Raw genomic sequence first — 26728 nt, forward strand, 5'->3', positions numbered from 1 at the left:
ACATAACGTGATTTTACAAAAAATTATTGAATCAAAACGTCAAGAGCTTAAGCAGCTCCCCGATCTAATCCCTCAAGCATTACTTCCTGCAAAATATGATTTTTTACAAGCCATAAAAACGCATAAGCCTGCAATTATTGCTGAGCTTAAATCCAAATCACCTTCTGAAGGAGTCATTGACCCAAATTATGACCCAGTTACAATTGCTAAAGCCTACCAAAGTGGTGGTGCTTGTGCTTTATCCATTTTGACTGATAAACCTTTTTTCGGTGGGAGTTTTGAAGATATTCGCAAAGTACGTGATGTAGTGACCATCCCAATATTATGCAAAGACTTCATTATCGATGAAAAACAAATCTATCAAGCGCGCCTTAAAGGTGCTGACGCCTGTCTTTTGATCGTGCGCTGCTTAGACAAAGTACGTTTACAAACACTTATCCAATGTGTTGAATCACTCAATATGACGGCACTGGTTGAAGTATTTGATGAAAAAGAAACAGAAACTGCCTTAGCCTGTAATGCCAAATTAATCGGTGTTAACAATCGCAATCTAGATACGCTTGAGATGGACACCAATAATATCGCACGCTTACAAAAAATAACTCCGAAAGATATTACGCTATTGAGTCTATCAGGTGCCAAAACCCCTCAAGACCTCCATCATTTTGGCTGCACCTATGACGGCGTTTTAGCAGGAACAGCTTTAATGCGTGCTAATGATAAGGTTGCATTTTTGCAGGAAGCGATAAATACAACGATGCCATAAAATCCAATCAAGGCAATAGATATTCTTAGTCACTTTTAGTTATTTAACTTTTTTTGCATGCTTTATAAATATCAGCTACATTACATCTTAAACAAATCTATTGATTCATAGAAAACGACAATAGCTTAAGGTTTTGTTAATAATAAGCCCATACATTGAGTTTGCTATTTTAACAAGGTCGTAACCACATAATGTTAAGGAAAATTTAGATGATTAGAACAGCACGCTCAAGAATAGTGATGATAGGGATACTAGCATCATGCTTTGGTATATCTTATGCAAGCACCCCATTAACTGCAGAGCAAATAAAAAATATCCACAGCCCTTTTTCTTATAATGTGGGCATTGATTTTGACACAATGCTTGCGCCAAAAGTCAACGCTAAAACAGTTATCAAAAACGTTTCCACCAATATCAAACTTTTCCGAGTCTACCGCTTATGCGCGTCTGGCAGTGATTGCAATGTTATTGATACCCCAACACAAGCTCTCGCTGATCAAATGCAGCAAGATCCAAGTATTGAGGCGGTCATTGGGACACTTAATGTGATGCCAATCTCTGCAGATGCTTGGGTACAAAAGTTAAAAGCCACATTTGGTAGTAGTATTAACCAGATAAAAGTTATCCTAATTGGCAATGAGGTAAATGCTAACAATATTACTGCTGACGAGCTTAGTAATCGCATACAGGCAATGGCTCAAGCACTAAAAGATAATGGGCTACCCAATATCAGCGTCAGCACTAGCTTTAATGGGTTGCCGCGTATTGGTACAGACAAAAATGCCAATGCTCTTTTTGATCCTTATATGCAAGCCATTGTTAATAACTGGTCTAGCAACTGGAATAATGGCTATCCTTTTGTCGAGTTTGATCCCTATGCAGATGCGTTATTAACTCCAGATCAACAGAAAGATCCAGCAAACATTATTGGGGCAGCAAATAAGGTTTTTTCTGAATACTATGCTGACGTTTACAATAACTATGTTTCACGCTTTAAAACAGTAGGTGGTAACGGGCTGCAAGTATTTATTGGTGAAACCGGTGCTGAAGGGATTAAAGATAGTGACGACCCCACCGATGGATCTAAAGTAAACTCTGCGATTACAGATGCTCTTAATGATCAATATAGTCTAACAGCTGGTTACACCATCCCTACCTTTTTATTTGAAGTTGTCAACGAACCTGGCAAGGCAGATGGACAACGCCAAATGGGATTTTTTACTGATGACGGAGGAAGCAATGGTAGCAGTATTCCTGGTTGGATAGCTAACAAGAAGCCAGCGCCAACTGCAACGGAGTAAACAACAAACATAAAACATTTTCCTTAATTATACTCAAACAAAAAAGCCCCGTCGGGATATTCGCAACGAGGCTTCAAGTTATATTCGACTTCAGAAAATCAATGACTACTCGTCATAGTCCTCATCATCGTCTTGTCTTTTGTTTTCATCAAGATCGTCATCACCGATAACAAATAGGTCTTCAAGATCAACACTATTTTCTTCAGCGTCTGCATTTAATGCCGCACTTAACGCCATTTCAAGCTCATCCATCGATGGACCTGTTTCTAATGCTTCTTGCTCTTGTAAGTGTTTACGCTTACGCTCTTGGTGATGAGCTAGCCCCGTACCAGATGGAATCAAGCGTCCAATCAATACGTTTTCTTTCAAACCACGCAATTGATCTTCTTGTCCACTGACTGAAGCTTCTGTTAGTACGCGCGTCGTTTCTTGGAAAGACGCCGCTGACAGGAACGACTCTGTAGACAATGAGGCCTTTGTGATACCCAGTAAAATCGGCTCATAAATCGCTTCTAACTTGCCTTCAGCACGTAGCTTCTCATTCTCTTCCAAGACTTGAACCAATTCAACTGGCTCACCATCAACGAACTTACTGTCACCCGCGCCTAAGATATTCACCTTACGTAACATCTGACGAATAACCGTCTCAATATGCTTATCGTTAATACCCACACCTTGCAAGCGATAAACTTCTTGGATTTCATTAATAATGTAATCAGCAAGCTCATGCACGCCTTTCAAACGTAAGATTTCATGTGGATCTAATGGTCCGTCAGAAATGATTTCACCCTTAGAAACATGCTCACCTTCAAATACGTTAATATGACGCCATTTAGGAATCATAATTTCAATCGGATCCATATCCTCTGGTGAAATGATCAAGCGACGCTTGCCTTTTGTCTCTTTACCGAAGCTAACAATACCTGAAGTCTCTGCCATGATTGCAGCGTCTTTAGGACGACGCGCTTCAAACAAGTCTGCAACGCGTGGTAGACCCCCAGTAATATCTTTGTTTTTAGAGCCTTCTTGCGGAATACGCGCGATAACGTCACCCACTTCGATTTTGGTGCCATTTTCGATATTCAAAATCGCACCGACTGGCATAAAGTAGCTTGCTGGAATATTGGTATTCGGGAAGCACAACTCTTCACCGACCTCATCAATCAAGCGCACCAATGGTTTGATGTCTCTATTACCACTTTTTTGCGAATCAGAGGTAATAACAATACTTGAAAGTCCTGTCATTTCATCTGCTTGGTGCTTCATTGTCACACCGTCAATAAAGTCAACGAAGTTAATGTGTCCCGCAACCTCAGCAACTACAGGATGCGTATGCGGATCCCATGTTGCGACAACGGCACCCGCTTTGACTTGTGCATCATCGTTTACTGGCAACTCAGCACCGTATGGCACTTTGTACTTCTCGCGCTCACGTCCAAACTTATCAATAATACTAATTTCACCTGAACGCGAAACAACTACGTGGTTACCTTCGCGGTTTTTAACAGTTTTAATATTATTAAACTTAATACGTCCGCCATTTTTGATCTGAACGTTGTTTTCAGCAGTATCCTGCGACGCCGCACCACCAATGTGGAACGTACGCATCGTTAACTGTGTACCCGGCTCACCAATCGATTGTGCTGCGACAACACCAACTGACTCACCCATATTAACCAAATGTCCACGCGCAAGGTCACGACCATAACATTTAGCACATAAGCCACGGCGTGTTTCACAGGTAATCGATGAACGGATGATCACTTGGTCAACACCATTTTTCTCAATCAACTCAACGACTTTCTCATCAAGTAATGTGCCTGCTTCAACCAAGATCTCATCTTCACCTGGCTTGTAGATATCTTCAGCATTAACTCGACCTAGTAGACGCTCACCCAAAGGTACAACTACGTCGCCACCTTCAATCAATGCAGAAACCGTTACCCCTTTTTGTGTACCACAGTCATCTTCAATAATCACAAGATCCTGTGCCACGTCAACAAGACGACGTGTTAAATAACCTGAGTTAGCTGTCTTTAATGCTGTATCAGCAAGACCCTTACGAGCACCATGCGTTGAGGTAAAGTATTGTAAAACCGATAGACCTTCACGGAAGTTTGCCGTAATTGGCGTCTCAATAATCGAGCCATCTGGTTTTGCCATCAAACCACGCATACCTGCAAGCTGTCTGATCTGTGCTGCAGAACCCCGCGCACCTGAATCTGCCATCATATACACTGAGTTAAATGACTCTTGTTCGATTTCATTACCTGCGTTATCAGCAACTTTTTCTTTTGCGATCACTTCCATCATCGACTTGGCAACTTTCTCGTTAGCACGTGACCAAATATCAATTACTTTGTTGTAACGTTCACCTGCAGTGACCAAACCACTTGCGTATTGCTCAGAAATTTCTTTAACTTGACCTTCAGCTTCAGCCAAAATACCCACTTTAGCATCAGGAATAATCATGTCGTTAATACCGATTGAGATACCTGATTTTGTTGAATACTTATAGCCGGCATACATTAATTGGTCAGCGAAGATTACCGTAGCTTTGGTACCTAAACGGCGATAGCATTGATCGATAATCTTACCAACGGTTTTCTTAGTCAATGGTTGGTTAATCAATGAAAACGGTAAGCCCTCTGGTAGGATGCTTGATAATAAAGCGCGTCCAACCGTTGTTTCAACAATACCTTTCTCATCAATATATTCACCAGATTCAAGCAGAACCTTGTGATCCAAACGTACTTTGATTTTTGCATGAATATCAACAACCCCTGCATCATAAGCACGTTGAACGTGTAATAGATCAGCGAATAATTTACCTTCACCTTTAGCATTAACCTTTTCACGCGTCACATAATAAAGACCTAGAACAATATCCTGCGTTGGTGCGATCACAGGCGAGCCACTTGCTGGAGATAAGATATTATTGGTTGACATCATCAACACGCGCGCTTCAAGCTGCGCTTCAATCGTCAATGGTACGTGAACCGCCATCTGATCCCCGTCAAAGTCAGCGTTAAATGCCGTACAGACTAATGGGTGCAATTGAATGGCTTTACCTTCAATCAAGGTTGGCTCAAATGCTTGAATACCTAATCTATGCAGCGTTGGTGCACGGTTAAGAAGCACTGGATGCTCGCGGATCACCTCTTCTAAGATATCCCAAACAACGGCTTCTTCACGCTCAACCATTTTCTTAGCAGCTTTAATCGTTGTCGCATGCTCATAATGCTCAAGTTTTGAGTAGATAAACGGTTTAAATAACTCTAATGCCATCTTCTTTGGTAAACCACATTGATGTAAACGCAATGTCGGACCAACGGTAATTACTGAACGTCCAGAATAGTCAACACGCTTACCTAAAAGGTTTTGACGGAAACGACCTTGCTTACCTTTGATCATATCTGCTAATGATTTTAAGGCACGCTTATTTGAGCCGGTTACCGCACGTCCGCGGCGACCATTATCCAATAACGCATCAACTGACTCTTGTAGCATACGCTTCTCGTTACGTACGATAATATCAGGCGCATTTAGTTCTAAAAGACGCTTTAAACGATTATTACGGTTAATTACACGACGATATAAATCATTCAAATCAGAGGTTGCAAAACGTCCGCCATCTAATGGTACTAATGGGCGCAAATCCGGTGGTAACACTGGTAAAACGGTCATAATCATCCACTCAGGTTTATTACCTGATTCACGGAATGATTCTAATAATTTCAAACGCTTTGTTAATTTCTTAAGCTTAGTTTCTGAGTTAGTTGTTGGGATCTCTTCACGAATCGTTTCAATCTCATGATTAAGATCGGTGTCAATCAACAATTTTTGAATTGCTTCAGCACCCATTTGTGCTTCAAATTCATCACCATACTCTTCTAATGCATCAAGATAGGTTTCTTCATTGAGTAACTGTCCTTTTTCAAAAGGCGTCATCCCAGGGTCAGTTACTGCATATGCTTCAAAATATAAAATACGCTCGATATCGCGTAATGTCATGTCTAATAACAAACCAATACGCGATGGTAGTGATTTCAAATACCAAATATGCGCTACAGGACAAGCCAAATCAATATGTCCCATACGCTCACGACGCACACGCGCCTGTGTGACTTCAACACCGCACTTCTCGCAAATGATACCACGATGCTTTAAACGCTTGTATTTACCACACAAACATTCGTAATCTTTGATTGGACCAAAGATTTTAGCACAAAACAAACCATCTCTTTCTGGCTTGAATGTACGATAATTAATGGTTTCTGGCTTTTTCACTTCACCATATGACCATGAGTGAATCATTTCAGGTGACGCAAGACCGACACGAATACGGTCAAACTCTAAATCTTTACCTTGCTGTTTCATACCGCCTAGTAAGTTTTTCAAGGCTCTACTCCTATTTTTGCAAAGTTTTAAATCAAAATGCTATAGGCTATGCCCATAGCTGTTTCATCACGACAACTAAAGTACGTTTAGTTTTCTAAGTCAGACTCAAGGTCAATATCAATACCTAATGCACGTACTTCTTTCATCAATACATTGAAAGATTCAGGCAAACTTGCGTCCATCTTGAAATTACCATCAACAATATTTTTGTACATTCTGGTACGACCATTCACATCATCTGATTTAACCGTCAACATTTCACGAAGTGTATAAGCAGCACCATAGGCTTGTAGTGCCCATACCTCCATTTCACCAAAACGTTGACCACCAAACTGTGCTTTACCACCAAGTGGCTGCTGCGTAACCAAACTATAAGAACCTGTTGAACGCGCATGCATCTTGTCATCAACTAAATGGTCTAACTTCAACATGTACATATAACCAACGGTTACATGGCGATCAAATGGTAAGCCAGTACGCCCATCATAAAGCTGAGCTTGACCGCTTTCATTTAAGCCACAAAGTTTTAGAAGATCTTTGATGTCTTTCTCTTTAGCACCATCAAAAACAGGGGTTGCAATAGGTACACCTGCTCTTAGGTTATACGCCATTTCAATCACTTGATCATCATCAAGCTGACTTAAATCAACTTTCTTATTACCGATCGTGTTATAGACTTCTTCTAAAGTCTTACGAATATCTTGCGCTTTCTGACTTGCTTCAAGTGCATCTGATACTTTGTGTCCTAACGCTCTTGCTGCCATACCCATATGCGTCTCAAGTACCTGACCGATGTTCATACGTGATGGAACCCCCAGTGGATTCAAGACGATGTCCATTGGCGTGCCATCTTCAAGATAAGGCATATCTTCAATTGGTAGAATGCGTGAAACAACACCCTTGTTACCATGGCGACCCGCCATTTTATCACCCGGTTGGATACGACGCTTAACCGCAACAAACACTTTAACAATCTTAAGAACGCCAGGAGATAAATCATCACCTTGTGCAATCTTCTTACGTTTCGCTTCAAACTTCGTTTCAAAGTCTTTACGCGCTTGTTCAATCTGCGCTTTACAACGTGTAATTGCTTCCATCGTTGCTTCATCTTCCGCGCGGATATCAAGCCACTGGACAAATTCAAGATTCTTTAAGTACTCTTTAGTGATCTCTTGTCCACGTTTTATACCGCCAGGACCAGCAAGTGCTTTCTTACCATTTAGCTCTTGTAATAAATAAGAGCGCACTGCCCCTTCAACAATACGATATTCATCACGTAAATCTTTACGAATACGCGCTAATTCTGCTTTTTCAATTTCAACAGAGCGCTGATCTTTTTCTAAACCATCACGCGTAAACACTTGAACGTTAATGACCGTACCATACATACCTGTTGGCATTCTTAATGAACTGTCTTTAACATCGGAAGCTTTCTCACCAAAAATCGCACGTAGTAGCTTTTCTTCAGGTGTTAATTGCTGCTCAGCCTTAGGCGTGATCTTAGCAACTAAAACATCACCAGGCGCGACATTAGCACCAATGTGAATAATGCCCGCTTCATCTAGTTTGTTTAGCGCATGCTCGCTGACATTCGGAATATCTGAAGTAATTTCTTCAGCACCTAATTTCGTATCACGCGCAATACACGTTAATTCTTCGATATGAATAGAAGTATAACGATCATCTTCAACAATACGCTCTGATAGTAGAATTGAATCCTCAAAGTTAAAACCATTCCACGGCATAAATGCTACAAGAAGGTTTTGACCTAAAGCCAATTCCGCCATATCAGTTGATGAACCATCTGCTAATACATCGCCTTTTTTAACGACATCGCCAGGACGAACGATTGGACGCTGGTTAATACAGGTATTTTTGTTTGAACGACGGAACTTTGTTAAGTTATAAATATCAACAACAGAGTCACCTTCATTGATTTCGTCATTACTCGCACAAACAACGATACGACCACCATCAACCACATCAACAACGCCTGAACGCTTAGCGACAATACACGTACCTGAGTCACGCGCGACAATACGCTCCATTCCCGTACCAACCAATGGCTTCTCAGCTCTAAGCGTTGGCACAGCCTGACGTTGCATGTTTGAACCCATCAATGCACGGTTCGCATCATCATGCTCCAAGAACGGAATAAGCGCTGCGGCAACAGATACCATTTGTTTTGCCGAAACGTCCATATATTGAACTTGATCAGCGGTTGTAAAAATTGCTTCGCCTTTTGAACGACACTGAATTAATTCATCGGTTAGACGACCTTTTTTATCCATCGCAGCAGATGCTTGAGCGATCACATAGTTGCTCTCATCAATCGCTGATAAATAATCGATCTCATCCGTAGCAACACCATCAATCACCTTGCGATATGGCGCTTCTAAGAATCCATAATGATTCGTGCGTGCATAACATGCCAAAGAGTTGATCAAACCGATGTTTGGACCTTCCGGTGTTTCAATCGGACATAAACGACCATAATGTGTTGTATGAACGTCACGCACCTCAAAGCCTGCACGATCTCTTGATAAACCGCCTGGACCTAATGCTGAAATACGACGCTTATGCGTTACTTCTGATAATGGGTTATCCTGATCCATAAACTGTGACAATGCACCTGAACCAAAGAATTCTTTAATCGAAGCAGTAATTGGTTTTGCATTAACAAGATCTTGCGGCATCGCACTTTCACGATCAACCATTGATAAGCGCTCACGCACTGATCTTTCAACACGAACCAAACCGATTCTAAATTGATTTTCAGTCATCTCACCAACCGCACGGATACGGCGATTTCCTAGGTGATCAATATCATCAACATCACCGCGACCATCACGAATATCAATCAATGTTTTAACCACATCAATGATATCTTCTTTAGTTAAAACACCCGCTCCTTTATCTGTCTTACGACCTAAACGATTATTAAACTTCATGCGACCAACTGCCGATAGATCATAACGATCTTCTGAGAAGAACAGACCTTGGAAAAGGTTCTCTGCTGAATCTTTTGTTGGCGGCTCACCTGGACGCATCATACGATAAATTTCAACCAACGCATCATCTCGATCACGACATACGTCATTGCGCAGCGTATCAGCAATATAAGCGCCACGATCCAAATCATTCGTATTAAGCGTTTGGAATGTTGTAATACCACGATCAGAAAGTTTCTCTAATAACGCAGGGGTAATCTCTTCATTCGCTTTAGCTAAAACTTCACCTGAAGTTTCATCAACGATACGCGAATACAACACCTTGCCAACAACATAAGAAACTGGAACTTCGATCTTATTTAGACCTTGCTCTTTCATCAACTTGGTATGTCTTGCGGTAATACGCTTGCCTTCGGCAACCAACACTTTACCTTCTTTATCAACCACATCAAATGAAGCCGTTGTTCCTTTTAATGAATCCGGATCAAATGTCATCATTATAGCGCCATCTTCGACAGCAAACTCAACCGGCTCATAAAAAATCTTTAATAACTCATCTTCTGTATAGCCAAGTGCCTTTAGCAACACAGTGGATGGCAGTTTACGACGTCTATCTATACGCACATAAAGTAAGTCTTTTGGATCAAACTCAAAGTCTAACCATGATCCACGATACGGAATCACGCGTGCTGAATGTAATATCTTACCTGAGGAATGGGTTTTGCCTTTATCATGATCAAAAAACACCCCTGGCGAACGATGAAGTTGTGACACAACCACACGCTCTGTACCATTGATTACAAAGGTGCCGTTATCAGTCATTAATGGGATTTCGCCCATATAGACTTCTTGTTCACGGACATCTTTAATCACTTTATCTTCAACTGGTGCATCTTTATCATAGATAACCAATCTAAGCTTCACACGCAACGGAGCAGCATAGGTTACCCCTCTAATGCTACACTCGTTTTCATCAAAAACAGGCTCACCTAAACGGTAGCTTACATAGTGAAGCTCGGAATACCCTGAAACGCTTGCTATAGGGAAAACCGATTTAAAAGCTGCTTCTAAACCGTTATTTTTACGGCTTTGCGCTTTTACATCTTGTTGTAAAAACTCTTTATATGAATTCACTTGAACAGCAAGCAAATATGGAACATCTAGAATATTAGGAAGGTTCCCAAATTCTTTACGGATTCTTTTTTTCTCAGCGTATGAGTACGACATCAGGCACTTCCTCTGACTACATTCGTTTTAACCACTAAATCATGCCAAAAGTTTGGAAAACTTTATTTATCTGCAATTACAGACACATCTACAAATGCTATTTGTTAGATAGCAGAAAAGGCCAACAGATAAAATACCTGTTAGCCTTTACTTTTTAACTTAAAATAATCGTTTGATTACTTAAGCTCAACCTTAGCACCAGCTTCTTCAAGCTGTTTTTTAAGTGCATCAGCATCAGCTTTAGAAGCAGCTTCTTTGATCGTGAAAGGCACGCCTTCAACAGCATCTTTTGCTTCTTTAAGACCTAAGCCAGTTGCTGCGCGAACTGCTTTGATCGCGCCAACTTTGTTAGCACCTGCATCAACTAAAACAACGTCAAATTCAGTTTTTTCTTCTGCAGCGGCAGCATCACCAGCAGCAGGTGCAGCAACTGCAACAGCAGCTTGTGCAGAAACACCGAATTTTTCTTCCATCATTTTAACCAATTCACAAACATCCATAACGCTCATTTCAGCAACTGCATTTAGGATATCTTCTTTAGTAATAGCCATTATATACTCCTATTAAATAATTTAATTTCAAAAACGAAAAGTGGTTTTATTTTGCATCACCAACAGCAGCGAATACACGAACAGCTTGCGCTGGAATCTCGTTAGCTGTACGCACAAACTTGGTAACAGGTGCAAGTAATACATTGCACAATAACGCAAGCGCGTCGTTTCTACTTGGAAGCTTAGACATTTCTTCTAGCTTATCAGCACCAAACAACTCACCGCCCATTGCTAAGTTCTTCACTTCAAAAGCTTTATGATCTTTCATAAAGTTTTTGAATAATTTAGCAGCCGCACCTGGTTCCTCTTTCGAGAAAGCCAATACTAAAGGACCAACAAGCGCATCGTTCATGCACTCAAACTCAGTACCTTTAAATGCGACTCTTGCTAAGTTATTGCGAACAACTTTCAAGTACACACCTGATTCACGAGCCTGTTTACGTAAATTACTCATTTGATTCACAGTCAAGCCACGGTAATCAGCTACCGCTGCAGACAATGCCAAGGATGCCTGTTCGGCAACTTCTGCCACAATCGCTTTTTTATCTTCAAGCTTTAGCGCCATTAGCTAATCCTCTTGTTTTTGTCTACGTTATTATTTAATACGATGTTTGAAACCAAATAAAAAATTTTATTCTCTTCAAAGGTCACACGCACCGTCTGCGTAGGAAATTAAGCGATCTTGCGATCACACCTACGGTCTTTGACATCACTGACTTAACATGACATTAAGTAGCGACCCAAAGAAACTCGTTTAAGTCCTTAGCACAAAATCGCACCAAGGCACACAAAAAAGGCTCGTTATCTTAAACCTCGATTGTGCTCATGTCAAGCAAAATCCCAGGACCCATTGTGCTAGATACTGTAATCTTCTTAATATAAACACCTTTTGCTGTTGCAGGCTTAAGCTTTTTAAGATCTGCCAAAAGCGTTTCTAAGTTTTGTTGCAAAGCTGCTGGTTCAAAATCAGCTTTACCAATAGTCGTATGCACAATACCTGCTTTATCAACGCGGAAACGAACCTGACCTGCTTTTGCATTCGTAACTGCTTGAGCAACATCAGTTGTTACCGTACCTACTTTAGGGTTCGGCATTAAACCTTTAGGACCAAGAATTTGACCTAGCTGACCAACAACACGCATTGCATCAGGCGTTGCGATTACAACGTCAAAATCCATATTGCCTTTTTTAACTTCAGCTGCCAAATCATCCATACCAACGATATCAGCACCAGCTTCAGTTGCCTTGAGCGCATTCTCACCTTGCGTGAAAACTGCAACACGAACTGTCTTGCCTGTACCATTTGGCAATACAGAAGCGCCACGCACAACTTGATCAGATTTACGCGGATCAACACCTAAATTAACTGCGACATCGATCGATTCTTTGAACTTAACTTTTGAAAGTTCTTTCAAAAGGTTGAATGCATCAGTTGCTGAATACGCATTTAATCTGTTTATTTTTTCAGACAATGCTTTCATTCTTTTTGATAACTTAGCCATTATTCAACCCCCTCAACTTTAAGACCCATGCTACGCGCGCTACCTGCAATTGTTCTAACAGCAGCATCTAAAGTTGCCGCTGTTAAATCAGGTTCTTTTGCCTTAGCAATCTCTTCTAGTTGTTCACGATTAACCGTACCTGCTACTTCTTTTGAAGGCTTAGAACTACCAGATTTAATCTTAGCAGCCTTTTTCAACAAGAATGAAGCCGGTGGCGTTTTCATTGTGAAAGTGAAACTTCTGTCGCTATATACAGTAATCACAACAGGAACCGGTGAACCCTGTTCCATTTTTTGTGTCTGCGCGTTAAATGCTTTACAGAATTCCATAATATTCACACCGTGCTGACCCAATGCTGGACCAATCGGAGGACTAGGGTTTGCTTGCCCTGCTTTTACCTGAAGCTTAATATAAGCTTGTACTTTCTTTGCCATTATTTACTCCTAATTTGGGTATAACGCTATTCTTTTATAAATAGCTTCCCTGTTACATTTGCTTAATGCTTAGCATCAAGCACCTTATATCACCGACTCTGGCAGTGATAAACTCTTAAGCATCTTTCTCGACTTGAGAGAATTCTAACTCGACAGGCGTTGAACGACCAAAAATTGAGACCGCAACATGCACGCGCGATTTTTCATAGTTAATCTCTTCAACCACACCGGTAAAGTCAGCAAATGGACCATCCAACACACGAACCACTTGACCAACCTGAAAGGTGGTACGCGGTTTCGGTGCAGTCTTATCAGCACCTGTTTTTAATGAACCTAAAATTCTTTCTGCTTCTGCATTAGTAATTGGCATCGGACGCTCACTTGTGCCGCCAACAAACCCACTAACACGAGGTATACGACGCACTAACTGCCAAGCAGCTTCATCCATTTCCATCTGTATCAATACATAGCCAGGGAAAAATTTACGCTCACTTTTACGCTTTTGCCCAGCCTTCATTTCAACAACTTCTTCAGTTGGAACTAAAATCTTGCCAAAGAAATGCTCTAAGCCTTCGAGCTTTATTTTCTCTTCAATCTGAGTCTTTACACGCTTTTCATAGCCTGAGTAAGCTTGAATAACATACCATCTCTTCTTGCCGCCACTCCCTGCTTGCGCATCTGACTGTGCAGCTTCTGTTTCGACATGCTCATTAGGCACATCTTTTTCATCCGCAGACATAAACAACCTCTTAACTTAATATCGCCTGAATAAGATGCATAAATAGCATACCAACAAAATAAATAATTACCGACGCCACAGCAACAATCGCCAGAACAATCAATGTTGAATTAATGGTTTCTTGGCGTGTTGGCCATACGACCTTTCGCATTTCCAACCTTGCTTCAAGCACAAACTGCCAGCCTTTTGCACCTTGATTCGTCTGCTTGCCTATCGCCAGTAAAACAACAATACCAACAATAATAAGCACCGCCATCAATGCAGATGACTCGGTAAAAAGCGAGAAATACATACTCGAAAAAACAATGACTGCAGCGATGATCACCATCAATAACCACAACATCTTATTATTAGCGCTACTTATTTGACGCATATCAGCTTTTTTAGTGGTGGTTGTCCACACTTTTTTAGTTACTGAATCTTTCATCTAGAAGCCTCATTTCCCACTACAAACAAAAACGGCGTGCAATCTTAACACAGATTAACACGCCGTTCAAGTCAATTTATTTGGCAGGCCAGGAGGGACTCGAACCCCCAACTTGCGGTTTTGGAGACCGCTGCTCTACCAATTGAACTACTGGCCTACAAAACTTATCGAGCTATTACTGATATTAAGCAAGAATCTTAGCTACAACACCAGCACCAACCGTACGACCACCTTCACGGATAGCGAAGCGTAAGCCATCTTCCATCGCGATAGAGTTGATCAATGTAACAGTCATCTTGATGTTATCACCAGGCATTACCATCTCAACACCTTCAGGAAGCTCACATGAACCAGTTACATCCGTTGTACGGAAGTAGAACTGTGGTCTGTAACCTTTGAAGAATGGCGTATGACGTCCACCTTCCTCTTTAGATAACACATATACTTCTGCTTCAAACTTAGTGTGTGGCGTAATTGAACCTGGCTTACAAAGAACTTGACCACGCTCAACGTCATCACGCTTAAGACCACGAACTAGAATACCAACGTTCTCACCCGCTTTACCTTCATCTAGAAGCTTACGGAACATTTCAACACCAGTAACTGTCGTCTTTTGAGTCGCTCTGATACCAACAACTTCAACTTCTTCACCAACTTTGATAACACCACGCTCAACACGTCCAGTAACAACTGTACCACGACCAGAAATTGAGAACACGTCTTCAATTGGTAACAAGAAAGGCTTATCAGTTTCACGTTGTGGCTCAGGGATGTATTCATCAAGTGTTTTACCTAACTCAAGAATAGCATCAACCCATTTTTGCTCACCAGCTAAAGCGCCAGTTGCTGAGCCTTTAATGATTGGTGTATCATCACCAGGGAACTCGTATTGATCAAGAAGCTCACGAACTTCCATCTCAACTAATTCTAACAACTCTTCGTCATCAACCATGTCACACTTGTTCAAGAAAACAACGATATATGGAACACCTACCTGACGTGATAAAAGGATGTGCTCACGCGTTTGCGGCATAGGACCATCAGCAGCTGAACATACAAGAATCGCACCATCCATCTGAGCAGCACCAGTAATCATGTTCTTAACATAATCCGCGTGCCCTGGACAATCTACGTGTGCGTAGTGGCGATTTGGTGTTTCATACTCAACGTGAGAAGTTGAAATAGTAATACCACGCGCTTTTTCTTCTGGCGCATTATCAATCTCATCGAACGCTTTAGCACTACCACCATATGCTTCTGAAAGCACTTTAGTGATCGCAGCTGTCAAAGTTGTTTTACCATGATCAACGTGACCAATTGTACCAACGTTAACGTGCGGCTTCTTACGTTCAAATTTTTCTTTAGCCATTATTTGCTCCAAAGTTTTATTAACAAACTCAACTGGTGCTCACAACCAGATTTGAACTGGTGACCTCTCCCTTACCAAGGGAGTGCTCTACCTACTGAGCTATGCGAGCTTCAATATTTTAAAACCTAATTTTTTTGTACTTTAATCTTTAAATACACTTTATAAATCCCTTTAATGGAGCGGGCGATGGGAATCGAACCCACGCTATCGGCTTGGAAGGCCGAAGTTCTACCATTGAACTACGCCCGCACTGGGAAATCGTGGTGGAGGGGGCAGGATTCGAACCTGCGAAGGCTGAGCCGTCAGATTTACAGTCTGATCCCTTTGGCCGCTCGGGAACCCCTCCAGCGTGCTGGCGACAATCATAGGGCTTTAGTTTTTAAAAATCAACTTTTTTTCATCGATTTTTTTGCCTATAATTTCATGCACCAGATTTTGAAAACTTAAGCAGTTAAGACGCGTGCAAGTATATACGAAAGCAAAATCATTTTGCCAGCATTTTTTGCTATTAATTTTAGTTTTTTTCATCTTCACAGCGAATGCTGAGATATATCAGTGGCAAGATGAAAATGGCAATACTGTTTTCTCTAATACACCGCCCGGCGAAAGCACTGATACAACCACTATTGATACACAAACGCTAAACGTTATTACTCAGACACATAGCAAAACTGATAGTGAAGATGCCGATGATAATAGCACTGAAGCTTTAAACACAATGACCTCAACGCTTAAAAAAAAACTTTCTGAACATATCGATAATCAAAAAAGCACGCTTAATATAAAAATCACATCTCCCGCCAATAACACGCATGTTCATAACTTCTATCCATTAATTCCCATCCAGACCTCTCCACCACTATCAGCCAAAGCCAAAGTGATGGTGATCGCGAATGAACATGAGGGAAGCGCTGTTTATCAAAATGACACATGGAATATTCCAAGGCCTTTTCCTGGCAAGAACGACATAAGCCTCTACGGCAAGACTGAAACAGGGGAGTCTTTTTTCTCCGACTCAATCACCATGTATATTCATAACAGTCGCGTCAAACAAAATCTCAAATGAGTTTGGCTCTATTTGTGTTTCAGGGAGTTAAATAAAATATGATGTTAATGTTGTGCAATAGTGATAAATCCTGTAGTTTTATGACGTTTTCGTGTAATTAGATATGCCAATGATTAATATTCAACACTTAATAGATGAGCAACAGTGCTATGAAACAGTGCGTAAATTGCGCTGGTTAAATGGAGTAACTTGTCCGCATTGTATGGCGTCAGAAGACAAAGTCATCAAGCGAGGCGCCTCAAGTAAAGCAGAGTTTTGCCAACGTTACCATTGTAAACAATGTGATAAAGATTTTGACGACTTAACAAATACGATTTTCACCAATCGGCACCAACCTTTGAAAACGTGGATTTTATGCCTTTATTTCATGGGGCTAAACCTCTCAAATGCGCAGATTGCAAAGGAGTTGGAGCTGAATGAGACTGACGTGTACACCATGACTATGCAATTACGCGAAGGTGTCGAGCAAAGACGAGAACCTACCGTATTATCAGGTGAGGTCGAGTGCGATGAAGTGTATGTGGTTGCGGGGCATAAGGGCAATTCAGCGGCAGTTAAAAAAAAGGGCGCAAAGCAAGGCGTAATCGACTGAAAGGAGCTCGAGGACGAGGCACCTTGGAAAAAGAAAAGCCGCCAATATTTGGTATGATTCAACGTGGAGGAGATGTTGTGGTGCAAATGCTACCTGATGTTAAACAGAAGACGATAAAACCCTATATTGAATCTTGCATACAGCCAGGCAGTACCGTCTATACGGATGAGTATGTCATTTACGCCAATTTGACGCAATTAAGCTATAAGCATAAAACAGTGAATCATGGTTCTGGGGAGTATGCACGCGATGAGGATGGTGATGGGTTTTATGAAGTCCACGTTAATACTCAGGAGGGTTGTTGGTCGCTATTAAGATCATGGTTAAGACCACATCGAGGGATTTCTCAGGAAAAGCTACCAAAGTATCTGGCATTTTTTGAGTTTGTTCATAATGCAAAGAAGCGAGGAAAAGCATTAATTTTCTCGTTGTTAGAAAACGTCCTTTGTAAAAAACCAACGGTTCAATAAGTATGATTTATAATCTCCTCACAACACAAATAGAGCCAATCAATATTATAGCTTTGATAAAATTTTGTCATTTCTAGCAAGCACTGATAAAGAATAAACTGAGCCTAACTTCTTGAGCACATGATGCAAAGGAAGCATTTTGTTCATATCACTTATCAGGAGAAATATTATGAAAGGCATTAAAAACATTGGGTCTATCCTTGTTGTTATCGCAAGTATTTTAGGTATTATTTTCGCAGCGACACTTATGGGCTATTCAGTTGCAGTAGGTGTTTGGGGAATTATCTTATCTGCCGCCTCACTGCTGTTAGGCTTCCTAACATTTGCCAATACCAAATCAACAGTAAGCACGATATTCGTTATCACGTTTATTCTAGCCATCATTACCGCGAGCTTCTCAGTCGGCGGACTTGAAAAAAGCATGATCTTGCAACTTATTGCGAGCATCATCGGCTTTATTGGAACGATTGCATTACCAAAATCATCATCTGCGCATGCTATTTAAGACTCAGCACCCCTCCCAACTCTTTGGGTGTCTTTATTTGACAACTGTAGGGATATAAGCTTAAATATGCCTCAGAATTTTTTACTTACCTGCACAAACTAAAACAACACGAAAACTCTCTTGTTGACTTCTGTCACAATGGAGTTTTGCGCTGTTTAAATGTGCCAAATCATGGAGATCAACATGTCTGAAACTGCTGTTTTAAACATCCAACACAAAAATTTATCATTAACGCTACCAATTCACACTCCTGTATTAGGTCAACAAACTGTTGATGTATCTTCTTTAGTTAAAGAAGGTTTATTCACTTACGACCCAGGCTTTCTCTCAACCGCAGCGTGCTGGTCAAAAATCACTTATATTAACGGTGGTCAAGGCGTGCTTCTGCATCGCGGTTACCCTATTGAGCAATGGGTTGAGAAATCGCACTACCTGAATCTTTGTTATGCTTTATTAAATGACAAGCTACCAAGCACTACTGAAGTTAATGCATTTAGTCAACGTATTTTAGATCACATGCCTGCATGTGAGCATGTTGCGCATACAATCAAAGCATTTCCGAAAGACACGCACCCTATGGCAGCCTTAATGGCAGCAGTGAGTGTAATGTCTGCAGAAAATCAAAAAACAATGAATAAGAAAGATCCCGAGCAACAAATAGCAATGGCAGAAAAAATCATTGCACGCATTCCAACATTAGTTGCAATGACTTATCGTCACCGTAATGGCTTGCCTTTTATGGCGCCTAAGAAATCTTTTTCATATGCTGAGAATTTCTTATATATGATGTTCGCAGACAATGAAAATTACCAACCAGATCCATTAGCCGCACGCGCCATGGATACGATTTTCATATTGCACGCAGATCACGAGCAAAACGCATCTACTTCAACTGTACGCCTTGCTGGCTCCACAGGCACTGACCCATATGCGGCTATTGTTGCTGGTATTGCCGCTCTTTGGGGACCGGCACACGGTGGTGCGAATGAAGCAGTCGTTAAAATGCTTGAGCAAATTGGTGATGTAAGCAATATCGATAAGTTTATCGAGCGCGCTAAAGACAAAGAAGATCCATTTAGATTGATGGGCTTTGGGCATCGCGTATACAAAAACACCGATCCACGAGCAACTGCTATGAAAAAAGCATGTGAAAGCATCCTTAATCAAATGGGTGATAGCAATAACCCATTGCTACACATTGCCAAGAAACTTGAAGAAATCGCATTAAATGACAGCTACTTTATTGAAAGAAAACTATTCCCGAATGTGGATTTCTACTCAGGCATCATTTTAAAAGCACTAGATATCCCAACTTATATGTATACGCCAATTTTTGCATTAGCTCGTACTTCTGGTTGGATTTCTCAATATCTAGAAATGTACAATGATCCCGCAATGAAAATTGGACGTCCTCGCCAACTTTATATCGGTGAAAACAAAAGAGACCTTCCATAGCCATTCTGTGCTTGCAAAATTCCTGCTAAATATTCTTTGAGAGTTCAATATAATTAGGTTAAGGATAACCCATTATGCTTAAAAACATTCTCCGCAATAATCGCGAGATTAACTGTCATTATCACAAACATGACCGTAGCCCAATAACACTAGTATTTATCCATGGCATGGGCGGACGTCAAACGCAATGGCATCATCAGATAACATTTTTCAAGCAGTTTTTTAACGTCATTACACTAGACTTACCAGGGCATGGACAAAGCCCTGTTATTGCAAATAACAAGACAAACCCTTACACGCTTGATGAGTATGTTAACGATATTGCCCATGTTATTTCGGAATTAGGTAGCGCTCATCATATTATCATTGGACATTCACGAGGTGGTGCGTATGCTTATGCCACCGCTCAAAAACATAGCTTAAGCCTTAATATTGATCAGCTTATACTCATCAGCCCATCGCCATGCACCAAGCTTGATGCTGAAAATTTTGCCTTTTGGAACCAAGCTCTTGATGTCTTAGAAAGCATCTGTGACAACATGAATCAATTTTTCGCATCCTCAGGCTTCCACCCCGATACGCAACAAACACTTATTGATGAGCAAGTTAATGCCGGCAAAACTAATGATTTAGAGGTAATCAAAAAGTTAAACTTAGGAATGCATGATATTAAAAATGCAGACAACTTCAGCATTCCAACACTATTAATCACCTCATCCGAGGATAAAATTGTTGATGCTGACAGCAGTATTAGCTTTTATCAAAACATTAAAAACATCACATATGTGAGCATGAGCAAAAGCGGGCATTTTGCGCCATTAGAAGAACCTGAGCAAATTAATAAAATTATTTTGGACTGGATACTTAATCATGCTACATCTTAAAGAAACAACTTTTGTTAGCACAGAGTGGCTCCATAACAACTTAAATCTACCACAACTCGTCATACTCGATGCGACACTCACCGATAAAAAGTGTAGTGCCTCATTTATTCCACAAAGTCGCTATTTTGATTTGAAGCAACACTTTAGTGACTTAACTAATTCTTTGCCACACACATTGCCTCAAGCTCAAGACTTTGCCCTTGCTGCAGCAAAACTTGGCATCCATAATGATAGTATAATCGTGGTCTATGATCAAAATGACATTTACTCGAGTGCGCGCTGTTGGTGGATGTTCAAAGCGATGGGACATCATAATATTTATATCCTAGATGGCGGTTTGCCACAGTGGCTTAATGATAACCTACCAACGACAACTTGCTATATCACATCCACTACAGAATATTTTACAGCCACGCTAACAAATGGGTATTTTTGTGACAAAGAGCACATATTAAATAATTTAGATAGTAAGTCCGCCATTGTCTTTGATGCAAGATCACCCGCACGCTTTAGCGCACGAGAACTCGAGACACGTGACAACCTGAACTCAGGTCATATCCCACAATCTATTAATATGCACTACGCCAGTGTCCTTGATCAAGGTTGCTTTAAATCTAAAGAAACCCTAGCAGCAATGTTTGCCACTTACGCACCTAGTCTACAACAACCACTTATTTTTACATGTGGTTTAGGTGTCACTGCTTGCATATTGGCAGCAGCTGCAAAGATTGTTGGGTATCGCAATACCAGCGTTTATGATGGATCGTGGAGTGAATGGGGTAATAAAAAACTGCAATTACCTTTTTGCCAACAAAATCACATACTCTGCGATGCGTCGCCCAAATAATTCAGCCGTTCTTTTGTCACCAATTGGTGGTGTCACTTCTGGTGAGTCATTTTCTGATTGTGTCATAAGCCCCAAAGATCCGCCCATCCGATTAAGTGCTTCCAAATGCCCACTATGATGCTCATTTTGCCCAGAAGTATTATCAATACCCAATGACAACCACAACATACCATGCTGACAAGCAAAAGTGCATAACTGCATTAACACGTTAAACTTGTCGCCACTTAGAGAGCCTGAGTTGGTAAACCCCGCGGCAAGCTTATCTTTCCAACCTTTTTTTAGCCAAACTTTTGATGCATCATCCATAAACTTTTTGAACTGGTATGGCACCGAGCCCATATACGTTGGCGCACCAAAAACAATCGCTTCATAATCATTAAGCGCATCGACATCTTGCAACTCATCAACACTAATAAGCACCGCATGCACTTCTTTTGATGCATTGACACCCATTCTAATATGCTCTGCTACTTTCTTAGTATGACCATAACCACTGTAATAAACGATTGCTACATTTTTCATGTTAAAAATGATATTCATTCTTAAATAAAGTATTGGCATTGTAGCACGCCTAAGATGAGATTCAATAAAGCCTCTCAAACAAAAACATGATCAGTTTGGCGCCACCAGTTTAGGGTGCATTTCAGAATCAATATCTGCTAGACTTACGCACACTAAAAATTCATATAACAAGTATTTTCTTATGACTACTGATCAGCGCCCACAAAGGGTTACCTTTTTTGGGTGTTTTTTATTTCTACTTGGCAGCCTCTTCTTTATCTATGAGTATTTTGCACGCACCTCGCTGGACTCTTTAAATGCTATGCCACACAATGCATTTGCCAATAGTTTACACATCACGCCTGAACAATTAAGTCTAATTGGTGCCGCCTACGCGATCGCCTACTCAGTGATGCAAATTCCGGTAGGCATTATTTTGGATCGCTTTGGCGTACGTAAGGTGGGGACTTTTGCTATTTTATGGTGCGCTATTGGCGTTTTGGTCTTTAGCTTCGCCTCAAGCTTTTATTCTGCATTTATTGGTCGATTTTTTATTGGTTTTGGCTCAGCCTTTGCCTTTATCCTGCTCCTTAAAATCGTGCTTGATTGGTTTCCACACCGCATTCTAGGTCTTGTGGTTGGCATGACTCAGATTCTTGGTGTAATTGGTCCTATTCTCTCCAACGTACCCTTAGCTTACGCACTTGAATCGGTGGATTATCAATGGCGCATTGTTTTTTATTTTATAACCGTTGCAGGTATTATATTGTCAGTTATTTTCTTGATATTTGCACGTGATCGTCAATCAACAAAAAACATCCTATCAATTAAAGAAGTAACACTGCAGACGTTATCACTTTTTAGATATCGCCAAATTATTATCATCGCTATTTTTGCTTTTTTTATCTATCCAGCTGCTGAACTATTTGGCTCGCTATATGGCTCTAGTTACTTGGTTAGCATGGGCTACTCACAAATCTCAGCAAGCTCTGCGATTCAATTTATTTGGCTTGGCATGGGGCTCGGCAGTCCAATATTAGGGTTATGCTCAGACTTAATGCGTAAACGTAAGCCCGTTCTTTATTTAGCTGCATTAATAGGTGTAATTGCCTCATCGATTATTGTTTGGCTACCAAATTTACATTTACACGTATACTACTTACTGTTTTTCTTATTTGGTTTTGCTACAGGCGCTCAGGCTATTTCTTTTAGTGTTGTGGTTGAAAACGTACCAAGAAAGCTTGAAGCAACGGCAATGGCATTTAACAATATGAGTGTTGTTTTAGGAGCTGCGATTATTCAAATACTAGGCGGCATCACCTTGAGTAAAATAGCATTAAGCTCAACACACTTTAGTACGCAAAATTATGAGGTAATGCTGAGCATTAGTATTATCTTTTTTGCAGTGGCTTTTGCTTTTAGCTTATTTTTTATTAAAGAAACACACTGCCAAAGACAAGTTAATAGCTAGGCTTTAATGACATGCAATCCACCCATATATTTACGCAGCACTTCAGGCACAACAATAGAACCATCTTTTTGCTGATAATTCTCTAATACAGCGACAAGCGTTCTGCCAACTGCTAAACCTGAGCCATTTAATGTATGCAACAGCTCTGGCTTACTCATATCTTTTGATTTAAACCGTGCTTGCATACGTCTGGCTTGGAAATCACCACACCAGCTACAAGATGAAATCTCGCGATAAGTATTTTGTGATGGAATCCAAACTTCCAAATCATAGGTTTTACGTGCGGAAAAGCCCATATCCCCTGTACATAAGGTTAGTACACGATAAGGTAGTTCAAGCTTTTGTAACACTGCTTCGGCATGTGAGGTTAACTCTTCCAACGCATTTAAGCCTTCATCAGGTGTGACGATATGCACCATTTCAACTTTTTCAAATTGATGCTGACGGATAAGCCCACGGGTATCGCGACCGTAAGATCCCGCCTCACTACGAAAGCATGGTGTATGTCCTACGAATTTCAATGGCAAGCTTTCAGCTGGAATAATTTCATCACGTACGATATTGGTAATTGGCACTTCTGCCGTAGGGATTAAGCTAAATGGAAATTGCTCTTGAATATTAAAAAGATCTTCTGAAAATTTCGGCAATTGTCCTGTGCCAAATAGTGAATCCTTGTTGACAAGATAAGGCACATAGACTTCATTGTATCCATGCTCGTTAACATGTAGATCAATCATAAACTGTGTCAATGCACGTTGTAACTGGGCGATTTCTTTTTTAAGCACAACAAAGCGACTTCCTGTTAACTTAGAGGCAGTTTGAAAGTCCATACCACCAATCTTTTCACCTAAATCAACATGATCTTTCACTTCAAAATCAAACTGTTTGGGCTCACCCCAACGTCTGATTTCAAGGTTGTCACTTTCATCTTTGCCCACAGGAATATCATCTGCTGGCAAGTTCGGCATTTCCGCAATAATCGCCGTTATTTGATCTTGAATTGCTTTTAGCTCATCCTCTAGCGCTTTAAGCTCATCACCTAAGTTAGCAACTTCTGCCAGAATGCTTGATGCATCTTTTTTTTGTGCTTTGAGCATCCCGATTTGTTTTGAAGCGGCATTACGCTTAGCTTGTAAGTCTTGTGTTTTCTGCTGAACGATACGACGCTCTTCTTCCAATGCATTAAAGGCATGGATATCAAGCGCATAACCGCGTGTTAATAGCCCTTTAGCTACTGCATCAATATCACTTCTTAATAATTTAGGGTCAATCATTTACTCTTTACTCACATTTTTTTAATCAAACTTTAAAATAGACTCACCAGTCATCTCTTTAGGTTGCTTCACTCCAATCACTGCCAGTATCGTTGGGGCAATATCCGATAATTTGCCATCGCTTAATGCAACTGAAGCTTTCTTATTCCCTTGATAAATAAAAGGCACCGGATTGGTGGTATGTGCCGTATGCATCTTACCTGTTTCAGGATCAACCATCTGATCCGCATTACCGTGATCTGCGGTAATAAATAAATTACCATTGATCGTATGAACAGCATCAGCAACACGTCCAATACATTTATCTAAAGCTTCAATTGCTTTAACTGCTGCGTCATAATTGCCCGTATGCCCAACCATATCAGAGTTAGCATAATTACAAATAATCACATCATATTTTTGTGCAGTAATCGCATCAACGAGTTTATCAGTCACCTCATAAGCGCTCATCTCAGGCTGTAAATCATAGGTAGCCACTTTAGGCGAGGGTACCAAGATACGATCTTCACCGCCAAATGGCGCTTCCTGACCACCATTAAAGAAAAAGGTCACATGTGCATATTTCTCAGTTTCGGCAATTCTCAGCTGCGTCATATGCTGATCTGCCAATACTTGACCTAATATATTGGTTAGCTTCTCAGGTGCGTAAGCAACGTTTGCTTTAATATCATCAGCATATTTTGTTAAGGTCACAAAATGCACTTTAGGAAAAACTTGGCGCTTAAAGCCAGAAAACTCACTATCAGTAAACACATGTGATAATTGGCGCGCACGATCAGAGCGGAAATTCATAAATATAACACTATCACCATCAGCAATTGTCACTGTCTGATTGTGCTTTTTGATGATTGTCGGCTTAACAAACTCATCATTTTCATTGCGCGCATATGCCATATTTAATGCTTCTTCAGCACTATCTGCTGTGTATTCTGCTTTGGCTATTGTCATCGCATCATAGGCTTTCTCAACACGATCCCAACGATTATCACGATCCATTGCATAATAGCGCCCGCTAACACTTGCAATATAGCCAACACCAAGTTTTGACAATAACGCATCAATTTTTTGCAATGAGCTTTCCGCTGAGCGTGGTGGCATATCGCGCCCATCTAAAAAAGCATGAACAAATACTTTTTTTGCACCTCGTTCAGCAGCGAGCTTAATCATTGCAATAATATGGTCTTCATGCGAATGCACGCCACCTGGCGATAAGAGTCCCAAAATATGTACGGCTTTGTCACCTTTCACGGCTTGATCAACAGCGTTGGTTAGCACTTTATTATCAAAGAAACTTTTATCTTTGATTGCTTCATCAATCCGTGTTAGCTCTTGGTATACAATACGACCTGAGCCAATATTAATATGCCCAACTTCCGAATTACCCATCTGTCCTTGTGGTAAACCCACCATCAACCCTGAGGCGTTAATTAAGGTATGCGTGGAATGTTGCCAAATACTATCCCAATTGGGTTTATTGGCATTATTAATGGCATTATCTTTATTTTCTTCGCGATAACCCCAACCATCGAGTATCAATAAAACAGTCGTTTGCTTTTTCATAAAATCTCCAGAAAAACAGATTGATCTATTGTATGCGCTCGATAGCCAAAAGGCTAGATAGTTGTAGTTAAAGTGATAGAAACAAAAAAGGCACCGATAGGTGCCTTTCTAAATAAAAACCTGATGATGTTCTACTTTCACATGGCGAATGCCACACTATCATCGACGCTAACTGTTTTCACTTCTGAGTTCGGAATGGAATCAGGTGGTTCACAGTCGCTATCTTCATCAGGTAACTGTCAAGCTGAAAGCTCTAACAATCTATCATAGAGTAATAACCAAGTCTCTCGGGCAATTAGTACTGGTTAGCTTCATACATTACTGCACTTCTACAGCCAGCCTATCAACGTCGTAGTCTTCAACAACCCTTCTAGGGGATTTAATCCCGGGAGATCTCATCTTGAGGCTGGCTTCCCGCTTAGATGCTTTCAGCGG

The 26728-nt window shown here is 40.8% G+C and carries 22 protein-coding genes, 4 tRNA genes and 2 rRNA genes; 10 read left to right on the top strand and 18 right to left on the bottom strand.

Annotated elements, in window-relative coordinates:
• Positions 1-7: 7 nt before the first annotated feature.
• Complete coding sequence (gene trpC, locus F3D68_RS00595; protein ID WP_151192607.1) at positions 8-766, top strand: indole-3-glycerol phosphate synthase TrpC; 759 nt, start codon at positions 8-10, stop codon at positions 764-766.
• Between the two features lie 209 nt (positions 767-975).
• Complete coding sequence (locus F3D68_RS00600; RefSeq protein ID WP_151192608.1) at positions 976-2067, top strand: hypothetical protein; 1092 nt, start codon at positions 976-978, stop codon at positions 2065-2067.
• 105 nt (positions 2068-2172) lie between these two features.
• Here F3D68_RS00600 and rpoC read toward each other — a convergent pair whose 3' ends face one another.
• The 13 genes from rpoC to F3D68_RS00665 form a co-directional block, all read right to left on the bottom strand.
• A complete protein-coding gene (rpoC, locus tag F3D68_RS00605) occupies positions 2173-6468 on the bottom strand; it encodes a DNA-directed RNA polymerase subunit beta' (RefSeq protein ID WP_206609105.1) in 4296 nt (1431 codons plus the stop codon).
• 86 nt (positions 6469-6554) lie between these two features.
• On the bottom strand, positions 6555-10646 hold the full coding sequence (gene rpoB / locus F3D68_RS00610) for a DNA-directed RNA polymerase subunit beta (RefSeq protein ID WP_151192609.1): 4092 nt from the start codon (positions 10644-10646) through the stop codon (positions 6555-6557).
• 176 nt (positions 10647-10822) lie between these two features.
• Positions 10823-11197, bottom strand: coding sequence for a 50S ribosomal protein L7/L12 (gene rplL / locus F3D68_RS00615; RefSeq protein WP_117003538.1), 375 nt, complete (start codon positions 11195-11197; stop codon positions 10823-10825).
• Positions 11198-11243: 46 nt separating this feature from the next.
• A complete protein-coding gene (rplJ, locus tag F3D68_RS00620) occupies positions 11244-11762 on the bottom strand; it encodes a 50S ribosomal protein L10 (RefSeq protein WP_151192610.1) in 519 nt (172 codons plus the stop codon).
• A 241-nt stretch (positions 11763-12003) separates the two neighbouring features.
• Positions 12004-12699 (bottom strand): 50S ribosomal protein L1, encoded by a 696-nt coding sequence (rplA, locus tag F3D68_RS00625; protein WP_151192611.1) that lies wholly within the window; start codon positions 12697-12699, stop codon positions 12004-12006.
• A complete protein-coding gene (gene rplK, locus F3D68_RS00630) occupies positions 12699-13133 on the bottom strand; it encodes a 50S ribosomal protein L11 (protein WP_117003535.1) in 435 nt (144 codons plus the stop codon). The genes rplA and rplK overlap by 1 nt, the downstream gene beginning before the upstream one ends.
• A 115-nt stretch (positions 13134-13248) precedes the next feature.
• Positions 13249-13872 (bottom strand): transcription termination/antitermination protein NusG, encoded by a 624-nt coding sequence (gene nusG / locus F3D68_RS00635; RefSeq protein WP_151192612.1) that lies wholly within the window; start codon positions 13870-13872, stop codon positions 13249-13251.
• Between the two features lie 10 nt (positions 13873-13882).
• Positions 13883-14299 (bottom strand): preprotein translocase subunit SecE, encoded by a 417-nt coding sequence (gene secE, locus F3D68_RS00640; RefSeq protein ID WP_117003533.1) that lies wholly within the window; start codon positions 14297-14299, stop codon positions 13883-13885.
• Between the two features lie 81 nt (positions 14300-14380).
• Positions 14381-14456, bottom strand: a tRNA-Trp gene (locus F3D68_RS00645).
• A 27-nt stretch (positions 14457-14483) separates the two neighbouring features.
• The gene (gene tuf, locus F3D68_RS00650) at positions 14484-15668 is read right to left on the bottom strand and encodes an elongation factor Tu (RefSeq protein ID WP_151192613.1); all 1185 of its coding nucleotides are present in this window, start codon (positions 15666-15668) and stop codon (positions 14484-14486) included.
• A 33-nt stretch (positions 15669-15701) separates the two neighbouring features.
• Positions 15702-15777 (bottom strand) — tRNA-Thr (locus F3D68_RS00655).
• A 66-nt stretch (positions 15778-15843) separates the two neighbouring features.
• A tRNA-Gly gene (locus tag F3D68_RS00660) sits at positions 15844-15917 on the bottom strand.
• 12 nt (positions 15918-15929) lie between these two features.
• A tRNA-Tyr gene (locus F3D68_RS00665) sits at positions 15930-16014 on the bottom strand.
• Positions 16015-16128: 114 nt separating this feature from the next.
• Here F3D68_RS00665 and F3D68_RS00670 point away from each other — a divergent pair.
• The 7 genes from F3D68_RS00670 (at position 16129) to F3D68_RS00695 (ending at position 21487) form a co-directional block, all read left to right on the top strand.
• Complete coding sequence (locus tag F3D68_RS00670) at positions 16129-16734, top strand: DUF4124 domain-containing protein (protein ID WP_151192614.1); 606 nt, start codon at positions 16129-16131, stop codon at positions 16732-16734.
• 103 nt (positions 16735-16837) lie between these two features.
• Positions 16838-17326: a transposase gene (locus tag F3D68_RS11355; RefSeq protein ID WP_224728191.1), complete on the top strand. Its 489-nt coding sequence runs from the start codon at positions 16838-16840 to the stop codon at positions 17324-17326.
• A gap of 23 nt (positions 17327-17349) precedes the next feature.
• Entirely contained in the window at positions 17350-17796 is a 447-nt protein-coding gene (locus tag F3D68_RS11360; RefSeq protein ID WP_263478722.1) for an IS1595 family transposase, read from the top strand.
• A 169-nt stretch (positions 17797-17965) separates the two neighbouring features.
• Positions 17966-18301: a hypothetical protein gene (locus tag F3D68_RS00680; RefSeq protein WP_151192615.1), complete on the top strand. Its 336-nt coding sequence runs from the start codon at positions 17966-17968 to the stop codon at positions 18299-18301.
• Positions 18302-18484: 183 nt separating this feature from the next.
• Positions 18485-19756: a citrate synthase gene (locus F3D68_RS00685; RefSeq protein ID WP_151192616.1), complete on the top strand. Its 1272-nt coding sequence runs from the start codon at positions 18485-18487 to the stop codon at positions 19754-19756.
• A 74-nt stretch (positions 19757-19830) separates the two neighbouring features.
• Complete coding sequence (locus F3D68_RS00690) at positions 19831-20640, top strand: alpha/beta fold hydrolase (protein WP_151192617.1); 810 nt, start codon at positions 19831-19833, stop codon at positions 20638-20640.
• Complete coding sequence (locus tag F3D68_RS00695; protein WP_151192618.1) at positions 20627-21487, top strand: sulfurtransferase; 861 nt, start codon at positions 20627-20629, stop codon at positions 21485-21487. Before F3D68_RS00690 ends, F3D68_RS00695 begins: the two co-directional genes overlap by 14 nt.
• Here the strand turns inward: F3D68_RS00695 and F3D68_RS00700 are convergent.
• Positions 21437-22009, bottom strand: coding sequence for a flavodoxin family protein (locus tag F3D68_RS00700; RefSeq protein WP_151192619.1), 573 nt, complete (start codon positions 22007-22009; stop codon positions 21437-21439). The genes F3D68_RS00695 and F3D68_RS00700 overlap by 51 nt on opposite strands.
• A 181-nt stretch (positions 22010-22190) precedes the next feature.
• On the opposite strand from F3D68_RS00700, the gene F3D68_RS00705 reads away from it, so the two are divergent.
• Positions 22191-23459: an MFS transporter gene (locus F3D68_RS00705; RefSeq protein WP_151192620.1), complete on the top strand. Its 1269-nt coding sequence runs from the start codon at positions 22191-22193 to the stop codon at positions 23457-23459.
• Here F3D68_RS00705 and serS read toward each other — a convergent pair.
• The 4 genes from serS to F3D68_RS00725 all read right to left on the bottom strand — a co-directional run.
• A complete protein-coding gene (serS, locus tag F3D68_RS00710; RefSeq protein WP_151192621.1) occupies positions 23456-24733 on the bottom strand; it encodes a serine--tRNA ligase in 1278 nt (425 codons plus the stop codon). The genes F3D68_RS00705 and serS overlap by 4 nt on opposite strands.
• A gap of 21 nt (positions 24734-24754) precedes the next feature.
• Positions 24755-26293: a 2,3-bisphosphoglycerate-independent phosphoglycerate mutase gene (gene gpmI / locus F3D68_RS00715; RefSeq protein ID WP_151192622.1), complete on the bottom strand. Its 1539-nt coding sequence runs from the start codon at positions 26291-26293 to the stop codon at positions 24755-24757.
• A 118-nt stretch (positions 26294-26411) separates the two neighbouring features.
• Positions 26412-26526: ribosomal RNA gene (gene rrf / locus F3D68_RS00720) — 5S ribosomal RNA — on the bottom strand.
• 41 nt (positions 26527-26567) lie between these two features.
• Positions 26568-26728 (bottom strand): 23S ribosomal RNA (locus F3D68_RS00725); the annotation flags it as partial.

This window comes from Cysteiniphilum sp. JM-1 (assembly GCF_008711525.1).
Taxonomy (GTDB): domain Bacteria; phylum Pseudomonadota; class Gammaproteobacteria; order Francisellales; family Francisellaceae; genus Caedibacter.

Bases quoted from the DNA above. Each gene is read 5' to 3' on its own strand.
- F3D68_RS00600 (WP_151192608.1), top strand. From the start codon at position 976: ATGATTAGAACAGCACGCTCAAGAATAGTGATGATAGGGATACTAGCA.
- rpoB (WP_151192609.1), bottom strand. From the start codon at position 10,646: ATGTCGTACTCATACGCTGAGAAAAAAAGAATCCGTAAAGAATTTGGG.
- rplL (WP_117003538.1), bottom strand. From the start codon at position 11,197: ATGGCTATTACTAAAGAAGATATCCTAAATGCAGTTGCTGAAATGAGC.
- rplJ (WP_151192610.1), bottom strand. From the start codon at position 11,762: ATGGCGCTAAAGCTTGAAGATAAAAAAGCGATTGTGGCAGAAGTTGCC.
- rplA (WP_151192611.1), bottom strand. From the start codon at position 12,699: ATGGCTAAGTTATCAAAAAGAATGAAAGCATTGTCTGAAAAAATAAAC.
- rplK (WP_117003535.1), bottom strand. From the start codon at position 13,133: ATGGCAAAGAAAGTACAAGCTTATATTAAGCTTCAGGTAAAAGCAGGG.
- nusG (WP_151192612.1), bottom strand. From the start codon at position 13,872: ATGTCTGCGGATGAAAAAGATGTGCCTAATGAGCATGTCGAAACAGAA.
- secE (WP_117003533.1), bottom strand. From the start codon at position 14,299: ATGAAAGATTCAGTAACTAAAAAAGTGTGGACAACCACCACTAAAAAA.
- tuf (WP_151192613.1), bottom strand. From the start codon at position 15,668: ATGGCTAAAGAAAAATTTGAACGTAAGAAGCCGCACGTTAACGTTGGT.
- F3D68_RS11355 (WP_224728191.1), top strand. From the start codon at position 16,838: ATGCCAATGATTAATATTCAACACTTAATAGATGAGCAACAGTGCTAT.
- F3D68_RS00680 (WP_151192615.1), top strand. From the start codon at position 17,966: ATGAAAGGCATTAAAAACATTGGGTCTATCCTTGTTGTTATCGCAAGT.
- F3D68_RS00685 (WP_151192616.1), top strand. From the start codon at position 18,485: ATGTCTGAAACTGCTGTTTTAAACATCCAACACAAAAATTTATCATTA.
- F3D68_RS00690 (WP_151192617.1), top strand. From the start codon at position 19,831: ATGCTTAAAAACATTCTCCGCAATAATCGCGAGATTAACTGTCATTAT.
- F3D68_RS00695 (WP_151192618.1), top strand. From the start codon at position 20,627: ATGCTACATCTTAAAGAAACAACTTTTGTTAGCACAGAGTGGCTCCAT.
- F3D68_RS00700 (WP_151192619.1), bottom strand. From the start codon at position 22,009: ATGAAAAATGTAGCAATCGTTTATTACAGTGGTTATGGTCATACTAAG.
- F3D68_RS00705 (WP_151192620.1), top strand. From the start codon at position 22,191: ATGACTACTGATCAGCGCCCACAAAGGGTTACCTTTTTTGGGTGTTTT.
- serS (WP_151192621.1), bottom strand. From the start codon at position 24,733: ATGATTGACCCTAAATTATTAAGAAGTGATATTGATGCAGTAGCTAAA.
- gpmI (WP_151192622.1), bottom strand. From the start codon at position 26,293: ATGAAAAAGCAAACGACTGTTTTATTGATACTCGATGGTTGGGGTTAT.